Origin of the sequence: Ruminococcus sp. RTP21358st1_G6_RTP21358_211008, from assembly GCF_040908885.1 — a bacterium.
Classification (GTDB): Bacteria; Bacillota; Clostridia; order Lachnospirales; family Lachnospiraceae; genus Blautia_A; species Blautia_A faecis.
Window position 1 is genome coordinate 1 of record NZ_JBDGDM010000005.1, and the last position, 15,065, is coordinate 15,065.

Consider the following 15,065-nt stretch of genomic DNA (forward strand, 5'->3'; position numbering starts at 1 on the left):
CATTAGTCGCAGTTAGCGATTAGTTCGCTGGAGCGTTGCGCCGGCGAGTGAGTAATACACATTGTCCAAATGCGTCCGCATTAAAGAACTTTTAATCAACTAAATAGCAATTCTCAATATACCTAATATTAGCAAATGTGCCGGATAAAAAATGTAGAAGAACCACTTAGAAAAGGTTCGATGTTTTTCGGAGCGCTTTCCGTTGTAGAGATAGATGATGCAAAGTGCTGAGAGCAGAATTCCGGCGGTGGCGCCGAGGGACTGGATAACAGCCCTGGCAGGAGTGGTCTGCTCCATGTTTTCTACAAGGTTTAACAGACCAAAGAACAGCATTGCCTTTCCGAAAACCTTCCATAAAAGTTTTTTTCGTTCAGGATTCTGGCCGCCAGCCAGATGGCTTTTCTGATCAGCATTCCGGCCGCCGGCTGGCAGCATTTTCCCCTGTGCATCCCGGAGGCCACCGCTTGCGAACCAGTAGGTGAAGATGGGGGCAAGAAGGGCCCAGTCACTGTAGGCGGAGGCAAATACCAGGCCCAAGATGCAGAGTATCCGCCGGGTTCCTGAAGGGATCTTTTCCATTGCATAAAGAATCAAAAAGCATAGAAAAAGGGTGAATAGCATGTTCATGTTTACGAAACTGATGGTTCCTTCTTCTGTAAATGCAAGACAGAAGGGAATTTCGGAGATCAGGGCAAACAGCAGAAGCCGTTTGCCGTATTTCTCTTTGGAGCGGGTGTAGCCGTAGCCTTCTACCAGAAAGTAGCACATGGTGATAGCGGTAAAATAACCCACGTCCACCATCACCTCAAAAAGGAAGGTACCTGGTTCCAGGAAAATGTTTGCAATATGGTTTAATAGCATGGTAAACATGGCTGCATATTTAATCTGGTCCCGGTTCATGCCTCAAAAATCCTCATCAGCATATCCGCCATACCCACAGAGTATCCAGCTGCTGCAAAAATGCCCTGGCAAGGGCCTTCGGTAATGACCATAAGCGGCAGCTTCCCGGAATCTACGTACATGCGGCGGGCGGTCATTTCCTTGTCCTTGCCGAAATCGTGGAAGTACACCTGAATTTCAGGGAACAGTTCCAGACATTTCACCATAGTAGCATTCTTTAAAGAATCTTTACTGCGAAGGATAAATATAACCTGCTTTTGGATTTTTTCATATTTTTCTTTCAAATCCATCATTTCATTGAGGATGTGCTCGGTAGGCTCGCGGCCCTCTTCTAACCAGAAGAGAATATTGCGCGCAACCAGACTATTCTCCCGTTTGGCAGCGTCTCCAAAGGCTACAGCCGCATCCAGCCCTTCGTCTGCCTTGCAAGGAACATCTATGTGCTCTGCATCAGACAGTTCGCAGCGCCTTCTTCCCGTCAATTCAGACACCAGCACCTGATTTCCAGCCCGATCGGTCAGCTTGGAATCCGGAATGGAATGACGGTTGAACATTTCCTTCAGACTATACTCTCGAAGCTCCAGTTCTACCCGCTTCGTCTCATCTTTTTCAATATGAAAATCGTATCTTTTTCCCAGAATGTTTCCGTTTGGCAGACGGTTTCCAGTCAGAATCCGGTAATCTCCCGGCATGATATCCAATTCCAGTTTTCCAGCTTCCCACTTGCGGTCGCTGAAATCCAGGGTAAGGTATCCTCTTCCGTCTGTCACCGCAATGGTCCAGTTCTGGAAATAATTCCAGTCCCCTTTTTCCCCGGCGAAGACTGTAAGATGGGATTCCTTCCGGCTCTCTTCCAATACTGCTACAAACCTCATTCCATCCCAATATTCAATAGCTCCATCAGCAGGATTCAGACGTGCCGGGATTCCCAGGGTTCTGGCGATTGCCACGAAAAGCACCTTGTGGGATTTCTCTCCGGCAATTCCAAGCTCCAGTGCTGCACCAGGAGTGGTGTATGCAGTCAGGCGCTCTTTGTCATTGCGGACTGAAATGTTCTCTTCGATCCAGGTCCAGATGCTCTTGGGATCCGCTTCAAAAGCATCCCTCTGCCCCTTGTCAAAATAGCCCAGGATCTTCTTCCTCCACCTGGTAAGGACCTCATTTTCCACGCGGGGATTCCATACATATGGAATGTAAATCTCATCTGGATTAAATTCGCGATAAACCGAGGCCTCCTGATAATGGCCCTCCAGCACTTCTGGAAAAGCATCCCTTCTGTCTTTCTCAGACAAAACAGCCATCATAGGCTCCACTTCCTTCATGGTATGTCCAAAAAGGCAGCGCTTCCACAGCGGCTGGAATTTCTCAATCTTACGGCGGCAGTGTTCTGCCTCAGCGGCAATCCGGTGATTATTCTCTTCTTCCTGTTCTTGGGTAATATTCCATCTTATTCTGCCGGTATCCTCCGGTGCATTCATGTCAAAATCCACCCAAAGCTCATCCTCATATTCCTCACCAAGAGTACAGGTAAAATGGTCGTCCTCTCTTGTGTCGATTACCTTTTCCCCGTAAGCACCATCATAAACAGCACAGATCAGCAGGCTTCCAAAACCGGTTTCAAAGGAAATACAGCCATTTTTGTCTGCTTCCATTATTGCAATCGGGGAAAATTCCCCATAGTTCATTACCTCAGCCCGTACTTTTGCCCCAGCAGCCGGAGTTCCATCCAGATCTTCCACTGTAATAGTGATCCACCTGGTTTTGGCATATTTACCAAGAAGATTGATGATCCGGTTCATTCCGTCTTTTCCGATCACTTTTTCGTCTGGCATAGCGCGGTCATACCATCTGGAGCCGATCATCATGGCCCTGGATGCTGCATTGGTAAACCAGCCCTTGTCCAGAACAGCTTCTGGCTCGCAAGCTCCCAGATAATGCCAGTCGCCATCGCACCAGACCTCTACCCAGGCGTGGTTGTCATCACAGTGGGACCATCTCGGCACATACACTGGTCTTGCAGGGATTCCGGCACTTCGCATTACATTTACCACAAAGACGGCTTCCTCACCACAGCGGCCTACACCGCTTCTGTAAATTTCCAGTGCGGAGCCGGTACGCATGTCCGTTCCCTGGTACATCACTTCTCCCGCACACCAGTGATTGATTTCCAGTGCAGCTTCCACCATGGCCTTCCCCTGGACCTTATCCTTTATTTTTTTCCAGAAATAGGTACGGCATGGTTTGATTTCTTCATCATTTGTCCGATGAAAAAGCACGTAATTTAGGAAATAAAGCTCTGGATAATTCTTTACATAAGGGGAATTTTCCCAGAGATAGATTCCCTGCTGCACATAATCCAGATAAGTGTCAAAGGTATAGTTTCCCACATCGCTGTAGGGCATATTGCTGTACAGATATTTCATTCCGATCACAATATCAGGACTTAGTGCTTCCATTCTCTTCTTTATCTCTTCCGCTTTTCCTGGCAGTTCCCTGGAAAAATCTTCAAAGTCTTTTTCTATCCGGTCTCTGTTTTTTTCAAGAAACATCTTATAATCTCCTCATCATTTTAAGCGTGATCACAATTTCACTCTAAACGGACATGCCGCCTGTCGGCGACATCTCCATATAGGAAAGTCAGCTGTTCCACGCCTATGGCGCTCCCACTTGGCAAAAATACTTTTGGGCGCAGACTTAATAAAATCGCAGTATTTCATATATCACAAGAGATTCTATTTTATATCAAGCATATTTATAATATTTCCATATCCAGCATCTTCTGCCAGCTGCTGGATCCCATCCCTTATTTCCTCCAGGGAATAGTTGTGCGCTTCCAGAAATTCATCCCCTTTGGATGCAGCATATTCGTAGAAAAACATAGCTTCTGCCAGAGCTTCTTTGTCAGCGTAATCGATCCGGTCAAGAAGTTCGTTCTCTGCCTCGTTGATCTCGCCTCTGTCCACCATGGTTTTCATATGGTGAAGCTTGTCTCCGGAAATCTGATATTTGGATTCTACCGGCAATTCCACCTGAACATATTTTTTCCCAAGCATGACGCTGGCAAGGACACGGGCAATCTCTTTGATCATACGCATAATGTAGTCTTTTTCGTCATCAGTGAACATAAATTTTCCTCCTGGATAAATGAGAGTTCGTGGCTTTAGGGTAGCACCTTCCCAACATCAGAACTATTTCTGACTACTCTTACTGACTGCGGCCACAAAAACCACAAAGGTTCCGCCCTGACACTTGTATGCGTCCTGGCAGAACCTTTGTCATTAAGCTTATTATTTCATTTTTGATATCCTTTTGTCAATATAAGATGAAAGAAATTCAACGCTTCCCTCCACGCCAAGAGTGCTGCTGTTCAGACTCAGATCATAGGTATGGGAATCTGACCATTTGGAATTGCAATGACTGTCGTGGTATTTCTTTCTCTTTCTGTCTTTCTCTTTGATAAAGCGCTCAGCTTCTTTATCGGTTTTTCCATAAAGACGGGCTACACGGGCAATTTTCTGATCCATGTCTCCAATAATGAAGATGGAAATCAGGCCCTCATAATCCTTCAGGATTGTCTCAGAGCAACGTCCTACAACTACAAAGGATTCTCCTTTTTCAGCCTTTTCCCGAAGAAAATTGAACTGCATCATAGCAACGTTGTCTGCCGGAGAACTGCTCATTCCTTTCACTGTGCGGTAAAGAAATTTGTTGTGCTTCATCTCGTCAAAGATTTCCAGCTCTTCTGGATTTACGTTATGGCTGTCTGCCACCTCGCGTAAAAGATTGTGATCGTATAAAGAAAGTCCATAGCGCTTGGCGATTCGCTCTGCAATTTCATGGCCTGCGCTTCCGAACTCTCGTCCGATGGAAATGATCACCTGTTTTTGTGTTTTCATGGTATCCTCCCTTCTAACCAGAGAAATCCGCTCTTGTTTCACGGATTTTTCCGGATAAAATGCCGTTAAAAGCGGGCAAGACCAACTGTCAGTTATTCATGGCATGCCAGATCTTTGGCACTGCTTTTTCTCTGATAATTGACAGTTCTACACTTCCCCCTTATGGCATTATAAATATCTAGCATAAATCATCAGCATGGAAACGAGGACAACCAGGATCGTGGCAGGTGCCATTGCCTTGCAGTATTTTCCCCATTTGATCATGTGACCGCTCTTGGCTGCTGTTGCGATACCGACTACGTTTGCAGAAGCTCCGATCGGGGTTGCACTTCCGCCGATGTCAGTACCCATTGCAAGAGCCCATGCCAGAATGGAAATATCAACTCCCTGTGCGGCTGCTAGACTGTCAATAACCGGGATCATGGTAGCTGCAAACGGAATGTTATCAATAAATGCACTTGCGATAGCAGATACCCAGATAATGATGGCGATCATTACCATCAGGTTTCCGCCGCTGACTTTTCCAATAAATCCAGCCAGGATCGTAAGGATACCGGTCTGCTCCAGACCGCCAACAACTACGAAAAGTCCTACGAAGAACAGCAGTGTCTTGTAATCAACCTTTTTCAGAAGGTCCAAAGCATCTTTTCCGGAAGTGATCAGTGTCACTGCTGCGATAAATACACCGATACAGGATACGGTAAGCCCTGTCTGGGAATGTGTTACCAGAAGGACAACAGCGCAGAGGAAGATCACACAGCTGATGGTGAAGCCCTTCTTGCTTACAATCGCTTCTTCCGGATCCGGTAACGTAGACGGATCAATTTTTCCCGCATTTTCGGTAAGCTCTTTGCGGAAAATAAAGTAAAAATAGATTACAACCAGTACCAGTGCGATCACCGCGATAAGACCTGTGTTTGTCACGAAATCTGCAAAGGAAAATCCAAGTGATGTTCCAATGATAATGTTCGGCGGATCTCCGCACATGGTTGCGGATCCACCAAGGTTGGCGCAGAAAATCTCTGCAAGGATCATTGGTACCGGATTAAATTTCAGCAGCTGTGACAATTCTACGGTAACCGCTGCAAGGAACAGGATTACGGTGATACTATCGATAAACATAGCAAGTACAAAGGACAGGAGCATAAATGTGATAAAGATCGGGATGATCTGGTATTTAACCAATTTCGCGATCTTCATGCATAACCAGCGGAAAAATCCGGAGTTTGCCATGCCTTCTACCATGATCATCATACCAGCGATGAACACGATAGTTTCCCAGTTGATTCCAGCAGAAGCTTCGCTTGCTTCACCTGCTGTGTGCCAGAATCCCGGTGAAAAAATACTATGTATGTTCAGTGTTTCAATAATTGCTGAGGGGCTGTGCATACAGATTCCAAATACAAGAATCAATGTAAGGAGCGCACATCCCAGCGTAACAATATGTCTTTCCCATACTTCTGTGATGATCAGAATGAACATCGCCAGGAAAATTACTACTGCAAAAATCTGTGCTATCATTTCTTTCCTCCATGACTGTCAAACCATGCCATCCAGATACCGACAGCAATGGCTGCAACAATCATTACTCCTATAAAAATATTAAGTAACATATAGTGCCATACCTCCAATCATATACGTTTGTTTACATGGAAAATAATTGCTCTCCACTGCAATGCTTTACTCATAATGAAAACAATTGCAGCAATCAGCAATATGAAACAATGGTATATGATCTTCAGTGCTTCTGTCCGTCCTGATGATGGATGTAACAGATGATAAACCGTCTGCCGTCAGCATCATTTCTGGTCAGCAGATGTTTCTTTGCTTTATAAAATACGGTATTCGCCAGCAGAACTGCCAGCATGATGAGCACCACAATTTCCACGCCTGACCTGTGGCGAAGGCGCTGGTCCGCCTCCAGCCTTACAGACACCTGCCGAAGTCCTGTCAATTCTTCTGCACTTGTCTGGGTGCTTCTGGAAAGCTCTGGTGAAATCAAAGAAGCTGAGGCCGGTTTCAGATCGTAAACATGCATAATGCTCTTCGCTTCCATGCCTGCAAAAAGCACACACAAAACCGCAACTGCCACACTGAAAAACAGGCAGACAAGCCGGTTCGCACATTCGTTTTTTTTCACTTGGCCTCACCTCGATACCTACAAAAATTCGTTTTTATAATAGCAGATTTTATAAGGTTTTTCAACTGTTTTTGCAGAGGGCTGCAGGTCACCCTTTTCCATAATTATGTGCTGTTCTATATATTGGACACTTCTTTTTTTACAGGCAAAAATCGGACTGAAATGTATCTTTTCCAATGCATTTCAATCCGATTTATAATCACTCTCTTAATAAAATCCTGTTTAATTTTTACAGATTATTCAGCGTCTGTCTCCTCAGCTGCCTCGTCTGCTGTGTCAGCTTCTGCATCTGCTGCTTCTGTGTCCTCAGCCTCTGCGTCATCGCTATCCTCGAATGGGATAACGGCTCCGTCATATTTCTCGTTGATGAAGTCTTTGATCTCGTCAGATTTTAATACATCTACAAGAGCTTTGATCTTGTCGCTGTTCTCGTTTCCTTCTTTTACTGCGATTACGTTTACATATGTTTTGGCAGCTTCGGAATCAGAGGTCTCATATGCAAGTGCATCTTTGGATACAGAATAACCAGCCTGAAGTGCATAGTTTCCGTTAAGGACAATGTAAGAAGTCTCTTCTGCAACACGTGCTACCTGCTCAGCTGCAAGCTCAACGATTTCTACGTTGTATGGGTTCTCCTCAATATCGTTTACAGTTGCCTCAAGGCCAGCACCGTCTTTCAGTTTGATAATTCCGTTGTCCTGGAGAAGAAGAAGTGCTCTTGCCTCGTTTGTGGTATCGTTCGGTACTGCGATTGTGTCGCCATCTGCGATATCATCAAGGCTGGATTTTGTTCCAGGATAAATTCCAAAGGGCTCGTAGTGGATTCCGCCTGCATTTACAAGGTGAGTTCCTTTTTCCTCGTTGAAGCTGTTCAGATATGGAATGTGCTGGAAGTAGTTTGCATCGAAATCGCCGCTCTCTACAACTTCGTTTGGCTGTACATAATCATCAAATACCGTTACCTCAAGGTCGTATCCCTCTTCCTCAAGGATCGGTTTTGCTGCTTCAAGGATCTCGGAATGTGGTGTCTCGGATGCTGCTACTGTAATGGTTTTGTCATCATCTGCTGCGAAAACAACGGATGTTCCAACGGTTCCAAGTACTAATGCTCCTGTGAGTGCTGCTGCGATTAATTTTTTCATAATAAAGTTCCTCCTTATTTTTTGAAAAATATATTTAGTTTCTACATTACAATCATTTTTTATAATAAACAGGGGCTACTAAAAACTCCTGTCAATTATCGATTTTGGTTACTGCTCACAGATACCATTTCTTATAAAATAATCTGTGGCTTATTTTCTTTTATCCAGCTTGTTGGCTATGAACATACCAATTGTCTGGAAAATCTGTACCAGTACTACCAGAAGGATAACTGTCACCAGCATGATGTCCGTCTGCCAGCGGTTGTATCCGTAACGGACTGCAATGTCTCCAAGTCCGCCTCCTCCTACGGTTCCTGCCATTGCGGAGTAACCAAGGATAGTTCCTGTTACAATGGTAGCTCCTGAGATCAGGGATGTTCTTGCTTCTACCAGCATTACCCTAAATACGATCTGAAGGTTGCTTGCTCCCATGGATCTTGCAGCCTCGATAACTCCCGGGTCTACCTCATTTAAGGAAGACTCTACCATTCGTCCGATAAAAGGGATTGCCGCAATGGTAAGGGGTACGATAGTGGCTGTGGTTCCATAGCTTTTTCCTACCAGAAATCTGGTGAATGGAATGAGCAGGATCAACAGGATCAGGAATGGGATGCTTCGGAAAATATTTGCGATCACATCTAGGATCTTATATAGTACTGCGTTTGGCCGCAGACCCTCTTTGTCGGATACTTTCAGCAGGATTCCAAGGGGCATTCCAAATACATATCCGAAGAAGGTGGAAAACAGGGTCATATATAATGTTTCCCCTACACCTGCGATTATCATATCGGTTACTTGTTTCGTCCACATAATCAGTTCGCCTCCCCTATCTCAAGTCCACGTTCTGTAAGGAATTTCTTCATCTCCGGTACATTGGTACTGTCACTCATGAACTGGAGGATCATTTCTCCTTTGGCTACACCGCCTACGTTTTTGGTGTTTGCCTTCAGAATGTTTACAGGTTCGTGGAAGGTTAATATAAGGTTTGCGATTACTGGTTCGAATGCGGAGTTCTCAGAGAATACGATTCGAACGATTTCGCCGTCCTGGATTTCGGACTGGGTAAGCTTTTTGCTTTCTACGTCGTTTCCAGAGTCCTTGCTGATCAGTTCTTTGGCAACCTGTGATTTTGGGTGGCTGAAGATTTCTTCTACAAGGCCTTGTTCTTTTACTTCACCGTCTTTCATAATTGCCACATGAGTACAAATCTCACGGACAACTGACATCTGGTGGGTAATGATCACAATGGTGATTCCGAATTTCTGATTGATGTCCTGCAAAAGTTCAAGTATGGAGGATGTGGTCTGGGGATCCAGAGCGCTTGTGGCTTCGTCACAGAGCAGTATCTGTGGATCGGAGGCCAGGGCTCTGGCGATTGCCACTCTTTGTTTCTGTCCACCGGAGAGCTGTGCGGGATATGCTTTCGCTCTGTCTGCCAGTCCTACGATTTCCAGAAGCTCCAGGGCTTTTGCTCTTGCTTCGGCTTTTTTCTTCCCCTGGATGTACAGTGGGAAGCAGACGTTTTCCAGTACGTTTTTCTGCATGAGCAGGTTAAAATGCTGGAAAATCATTCCTATTTTCTCTCGCTCTTTGCGGAGTTCTTTTGGGGAAAATTCGCTGAGGGATTTTCCGTCTATTAATACTTTTCCTTCGGATGGTACTTCCAGAAAGTTCATACATCGTACCAGGGTACTTTTTCCTGCACCGGACATTCCGATGATTCCGTAGATGTCTCCGGTTTCAATGGAGAGGCTTACGTGTTTCAGGGCTTGTACGGAACCGTCTTTGGTTTCGAAGGTTTTGCTCACATCTTGGATTAATATTGAAGACATGTCTTTCCTCTTTCCTTTAAGTGGTGTTTCATCGTCGATATGGTTACTATAACACAATTGGAGTAAAAGTGTTAATTCTTAAAAGTTTGGGCTAGTTATAGGGTAAGGCTATAGCTAAAGTGGACGCCAGCGGGGGAGGGATAAATCACGCTCGCCGTCGCAACGTTCTGGTGAGCTAATGACTAACTGCGACTAATGCGCTCGGGAGAGCCCTCTCGCATAAGTCTCCGTAAGTCATGGATCTCACCGCCACTAAGGGCGCTCCTTAAATGGCTCGCTTAGATTTATCCCTCCCCCACTGGCTGTGTACTGGTTGGTGAACAGTTGAGCGAAGCGGACGTTTGGGCGGGAAGGCGCTGCGCTGTTTCCGCCCAAACTGAAAGTGGGGGGGTGGGTGTAGTGGGGGGGTAGGTTCAGCTTTAGTTCCAAATGGAAGTTTATGTAAGTGTGTGGATTATCGTAATGCTTTGTCTTTGTATTTGGCAATTTCTTCCAGGTACTTCTGTCCTAACTTGCTAATCGTGGTTCCTTTTCTTGCAAGGTAGCCGATGGTCATGACCTCGTCGGAGTCTAGCTTCACGGCGCAGTAGTCGGAGCCGTTTAGTTCTTCGCAGATGATTCCGGAGCAGAGAGTGTAGCCGTTGAGACCCACCATCAGGTTCAGGAGAGTGGCTCGGTCATTGGCTTTGATGAGGCGTTTGTATTCGTAGGTGCTCAGGACTTCTTCGGCGAAGTAGAAGGAGTTGTAGGTGCCTTGCTCGAAGGAGAGGCAAGGGTATTCGCGGAGGTCTTCCAGGGTGATCAGGTCGCGGTCAGCAAGGGGATGGCCTTTCCACATGTAGACATAGATGCTGCATTCCAGGATTGGGTGGAATTCCAGATTGAACTCATGGAAAAGTTTCTCCAGGACTTTGTGGTTGAAGTCGTTCAGGTAAAGGATGCCGATCTCGCTTTTGAAATCTTTTACGTCGGTGATGATGTCGTAGGTGCGGGTTTCGTGGACAGCGAATTCGTATTCGTCCATTCCGAACTGCTTCACCATTTCCACGAAGGCATTTACTGCGAAGGTGTAGTGCTGCATGGAAACACTGAATTTCTTCTTGGTATGTTCTTTGGAAACGTATTTGGATTCGATCAGTTCGTATTGCTCTACCACCTGGCGGGCGTAGCCCAGGAATTCCTCTCCCTCTGGGGTGACGGAAATTCCACGGTTGGTCCTGCGAAAAAGCTCTACTCCGATTTCCTCCTCCAGTTCACGGATTGCTGAGGATAAACTGGGCTGTGATATAAAAAGATTCCGGGCAGCTTCATTCATGGAATTGGAATTTGCCACCGTAATCGCGTAACGAAGTTGTGCCAGAGTCATATGGATTCCTCTTTTCTGTATTGTATTTTCAAACTAGCTTTTACATATATATCTAAAAATGCACAGATAAATTTTAAGCGAATATCATTATTTGGAATGAAAACAGTCTTTTCTGCATAATGATACCCCAGATACCCCAAATGAATCAACAATGTCAACACATCATCTTTAATTCTGAAAGTTATCATATCGTTGGTAAAAATTCCTGTATTTACTGGTACTGCTTCTCCTGCAATCATTCTCAGAACATCATCCCGGAGTCCTTCAAAATTCATATCAATATAAATCTGCAATGCCTCAAAAGTCTCTGTCTGATTCCAATAATTTCCCAGTTTTCCTAGGCGCATGCAGCTCACAACCGACTTCGGGCTGTATACAGATTCCACTTCTTCAAAAGAATAACCATCATACCAGTTTTTGATCTCATTAATATCCATCTGATACTTCTGGCAAAGTGCTTCTACTTCTTTTTCTGTAAAACCTACATATTCAGCCAATGGGCCTGGATCAATCATGGAAAATTCATCGAACATATTCAGTGCACTGTGGGTTCCGTATTTCTTTATTGGCAAAATTCCCGTCATATAGGCAAGATAAATGTATTCTTTATCCTTAAGCAGATCACGCAGAAAATCAAGGTAAATCTCCTGCGCAGCCTTATCATGTTTGAACTCCCGGAAAATACAATCCCACTCGTCAATGATAACTATAAAAGGGCACTCACTTTCTGCAAAAATATCCTGCATAGTTTCCGCCAGATCATTTTCGTCATATAATTCCACATCAGGGTACTGTTTCTTCAATTCGCGGATTACTTTGCCTTCTACTCTCTCCAACAATTCCTTCACATTTGAACTTCTGCTCAAAAATTCCTGCATATTCAGAAAAATGGTATCGTATTTATTCAAATGTTCCTCAAAGTTTTCATCCTTGGCAATTTCCAAACTGGAAAAGAGTTCTCTGGAATCACAGCCCTTACTGTAATAAGCCGTAAGCATATCTGCTGCCATAGACTTTCCAAAACGCCTTGGTCTGCTGACACATACACAGGACTGCAGCGTATCGACAATACTATTTGTATATTTTATTAATCCTGTTTTATCCACGTAAATATCCGAATTCACCGCTCTTTTGAATTTATTATTCCCCGGATTCAGGTAGATTCCCATAAGCCAGCCGTCCTTTCTGCGATTTTGCGTTACCAATGAACAATAACAATTTTCTTCTATATTAACACAGCACTGCGATTTATTCCACTGAGGATTTTTGCCAGTCTTTAATACGAAAAAAGGTGTCTGACTAAAAAAGCCAAACACCACATTTCTACAGTCCGAGAATGGTATACAGCCTGACACCTTTTTGAAAAAAGCTTTCAGCCGCATCCCTCCTCTTATTCTGTATAACTATTGCCGTTCTCATCACTCCAGCTTCCGTCGCCGTTGTCAATATAACCAGTGCCATTATCATCCATATAGTAATAATCTCCATTAGTTGTTTCTGTAACTGTCACACTGTTTCCATTGGCATCCTGTAATACATGCTGCTCTAACTCGGCACCAAAATAATGGGTACTGTCATTTAAGGACTGATAGGTCTTTCCATTTTCATCTGTAAAATAGACATCATCATCGGTGCTGTATTCCATACCATCAGCATCTACATATTCGCAGTCATAATTTTTGTAAATTGTTCTTTCCACAGAAACTGTATTTCCATCACTATCATACAGGGTGATTGTTGTGGTGGAAAGAATATCGGATGTAGCATCTGTTGTGGCAGTTGTGGTATTACTTGTCGTACCAGCTGTGGCATTCCCTGCTGTACTGGCTGTGGTATTCCCTGCTGCACCACCTGTGGCATTACCTGCTGTACTAGCTGTGGTATTACCTGCTGTGCCAGCTGTGGTATTACCTGCTGCGCCAGCTGTGGCATTACCTGCTGTGCCAGCTGTGGTATTACTTGCTGTGCTATTTGCGGTATTACCTGCTGCACCACTTGTAGTATTACTTGCCGTACCAGTGGAACTTGCAGTATTTGATCCCTTCGTGGATGAAGAAGCCTTTTTATTTGAAGATACCATATTTGCAGCAGAATTAGAGGCGGAATTTCCGGTATTTTCTAAAGTTCCAGCTGAACAACCACTTAATGTCACCGCCGCCATAAGTGCTATCATTTTAACCATTTTTATTTTCATGGTAAAATCCCCTTTCATTTTCTACTTTTGTAGAAGTTGGTTATATACTACATCTGTAGAAGTTAAATGTCAATCACTTTTTTCTACAATTGTAGAATTGTTTAGGTTTTACTTCTGATATTCTTAATTCCAGACTACGCCCCAAAATCATTCCCACAATTTACATTCCCAAATTGTGAAACCCTCATCCAGGCAAAAACAGGAAGGATGCAACTCGCCAAGAATTGCATCCTTCCTGTTTTAAAACTATTTGTTTTACAACTATTTCTTTTACAACAAGCCTTTTATACTTCATATCCGGCAAAAAAATTTTATCACAACCAAGAATATTACTCAAACTCTTCCTCGGATTCCTCACCGTTCTCCCCACCCATCCGCACACGGATTCCGTTGATCTCTACGTCTTCCATAGGAATCACCAGACACTTGCGGCCGTCAATGATCCTGGTCTCCACCAGTTCCACTTTATCTGGTTCTACATGGATCACTACATCCGGCGTTTTGATCTCGAACTTACGAGTGTTGGTGATGTTGGACGCTACCATGGTGGCTTTTTCCCCAGCAACAGCCTCATACTGGTTATCAAAGGTTTCCAGTTTTTCGTCTTCTACACCACAGTCCTCAAAGAGACGTTTCACCTCAGACTGGGTGAGCACAACCGGGTCTGGAGAATCTTTCTGGGCTTCGATGATCTCATTCAACTTCTCATGGATTCCTATAACGGTGTCATACTGACAGTCGTCCCCAAGGGTTTCCTCTACAAGCATATTGAAGGAATCACGCTGTCCGCCTGCGGAAAGCGGAGCAGTACAGCCAAACACTTCATCCACAAAAATATCGTGAAGCTGCTCTGCATTCTTAGAATAGTAGAGCATGCCGTGGATGTCTGTGCTTCTGTCATTAAATAACGGGAAAAGGAAGCCGTTCTCTGGCATTTCCACGATCCAGTCACGGATACGGTCCTGGATCAGATTTGCCTCCGCATTGTAGCAAAGACCTGCCTTAGACAGCTTCACCGGACAGATACTGCAAAGAAGGTGCTCATAAATCTCTTCAGAAGCATCATCCATATCGATTCCATCTGAAGTTCTTCCCGGGATATCGTACACAGCGTGTACCAGGATTATGTAGTAATTTTCCGGATAATCGTAATTTTCGATAATTTTGTCATAAAAGCTCTCAATTAAAGCGTCATCCTTCAGTTTACTGGCGCGGAGCTTCATGAGGAATTCGTGTTTGCCACCCTCTTTTTCCTCTGCCAGAGGGAATTCCATATTCATCAGGTTCTTTCCAAGAGTACCAGAAAGGGTTTTCTTGAATATTTCAAAATATTTGAACATTTCTTCCTCGGAGAGGGAAAGGAACGCTTCTTTCAGTTCTGTTTTTTTATTCTTTTCAGCATCCACATAGCATCCACAAATTCTGGTAATGTTGCAATTGGCTGGTGTCAGCTGTTTCTTGATTTCAGAAATTTCTTTTTTGTTCATTTATATATGTCCTCCAGTATTCCAGAAAATATGTTTTCAAAACCGATATCCCATCTCTGATATGAATTGAGTCTGTTGCCTTGCGCTCCATCCATAAAGATTCTCTGA

General features: G+C 44.4%; 13 protein-coding genes. All 13 read right to left on the reverse strand.

What is annotated here, in order from left to right; translation table 11 throughout:
• Nucleotides 1-99: 99 nt before the first annotated feature.
• The 13 genes from AB5Z12_RS02870 to AB5Z12_RS02930 all read right to left on the reverse strand — a co-directional run bounded on the left by AB5Z12_RS02870 (nucleotide 100) and on the right by AB5Z12_RS02930 (nucleotide 14,957).
• Nucleotides 100-900: a TraX family protein gene (locus AB5Z12_RS02870; RefSeq protein WP_195379919.1), complete on the reverse strand. Its 801-nt coding sequence runs from the start codon at nucleotides 898-900 to the stop codon at nucleotides 100-102.
• Nucleotides 897-3,449: a transglutaminase domain-containing protein gene (locus AB5Z12_RS02875; protein WP_368356872.1), complete on the reverse strand. Its 2,553-nt coding sequence runs from the start codon at nucleotides 3,447-3,449 to the stop codon at nucleotides 897-899. Before AB5Z12_RS02875 ends, AB5Z12_RS02870 begins: the two co-directional genes overlap by 4 nt.
• A gap of 183 nt (nucleotides 3,450-3,632) precedes the next feature.
• Complete coding sequence (locus tag AB5Z12_RS02880; protein ID WP_148461579.1) at nucleotides 3,633-4,025, reverse strand: DUF6483 family protein; 393 nt, start codon at nucleotides 4,023-4,025, stop codon at nucleotides 3,633-3,635.
• 162 nt (nucleotides 4,026-4,187) lie between these two features.
• Nucleotides 4,188-4,796, reverse strand: a complete 609-nt coding sequence (locus tag AB5Z12_RS02885; protein ID WP_148461578.1) for an AAA family ATPase — start codon at nucleotides 4,794-4,796, stop codon at nucleotides 4,188-4,190.
• Nucleotides 4,797-4,964: 168 nt separating this feature from the next.
• Nucleotides 4,965-6,317, reverse strand: a complete 1,353-nt coding sequence (locus AB5Z12_RS02890) for an SLC13 family permease (RefSeq protein WP_148461577.1) — start codon at nucleotides 6,315-6,317, stop codon at nucleotides 4,965-4,967.
• Between the two features lie 217 nt (nucleotides 6,318-6,534).
• Nucleotides 6,535-6,936: a hypothetical protein gene (locus AB5Z12_RS02895; RefSeq protein ID WP_368356873.1), complete on the reverse strand. Its 402-nt coding sequence runs from the start codon at nucleotides 6,934-6,936 to the stop codon at nucleotides 6,535-6,537.
• A 236-nt stretch (nucleotides 6,937-7,172) separates the two neighbouring features.
• Nucleotides 7,173-8,078, reverse strand: a complete 906-nt coding sequence (locus AB5Z12_RS02900; protein WP_173719241.1) for a MetQ/NlpA family ABC transporter substrate-binding protein — start codon at nucleotides 8,076-8,078, stop codon at nucleotides 7,173-7,175.
• 150 nt (nucleotides 8,079-8,228) lie between these two features.
• Nucleotides 8,229-8,888, reverse strand: coding sequence for a methionine ABC transporter permease (locus AB5Z12_RS02905; RefSeq protein ID WP_117849363.1), 660 nt, complete (start codon nucleotides 8,886-8,888; stop codon nucleotides 8,229-8,231).
• Nucleotides 8,889-8,890: 2 nt separating this feature from the next.
• A complete protein-coding gene (locus AB5Z12_RS02910; protein ID WP_173719240.1) occupies nucleotides 8,891-9,910 on the reverse strand; it encodes a methionine ABC transporter ATP-binding protein in 1,020 nt (339 codons plus the stop codon).
• Between the two features lie 454 nt (nucleotides 9,911-10,364).
• Complete coding sequence (locus AB5Z12_RS02915) at nucleotides 10,365-11,276, reverse strand: LysR family transcriptional regulator (protein WP_118583712.1); 912 nt, start codon at nucleotides 11,274-11,276, stop codon at nucleotides 10,365-10,367.
• Nucleotides 11,273-12,481, reverse strand: coding sequence for an AAA family ATPase (locus AB5Z12_RS02920; protein ID WP_368368544.1), 1,209 nt, complete (start codon nucleotides 12,479-12,481; stop codon nucleotides 11,273-11,275). Before AB5Z12_RS02920 ends, AB5Z12_RS02915 begins: the two co-directional genes overlap by 4 nt.
• A 185-nt stretch (nucleotides 12,482-12,666) precedes the next feature.
• Nucleotides 12,667-13,470, reverse strand: a complete 804-nt coding sequence (locus AB5Z12_RS02925) for a hypothetical protein (protein ID WP_368356874.1) — start codon at nucleotides 13,468-13,470, stop codon at nucleotides 12,667-12,669.
• Between the two features lie 329 nt (nucleotides 13,471-13,799).
• On the reverse strand, nucleotides 13,800-14,957 hold the full coding sequence (locus AB5Z12_RS02930; protein ID WP_173719236.1) for a DUF4317 domain-containing protein: 1,158 nt from the start codon (nucleotides 14,955-14,957) through the stop codon (nucleotides 13,800-13,802).
• Nucleotides 14,958-15,065: the final 108 nt, after the last annotated feature.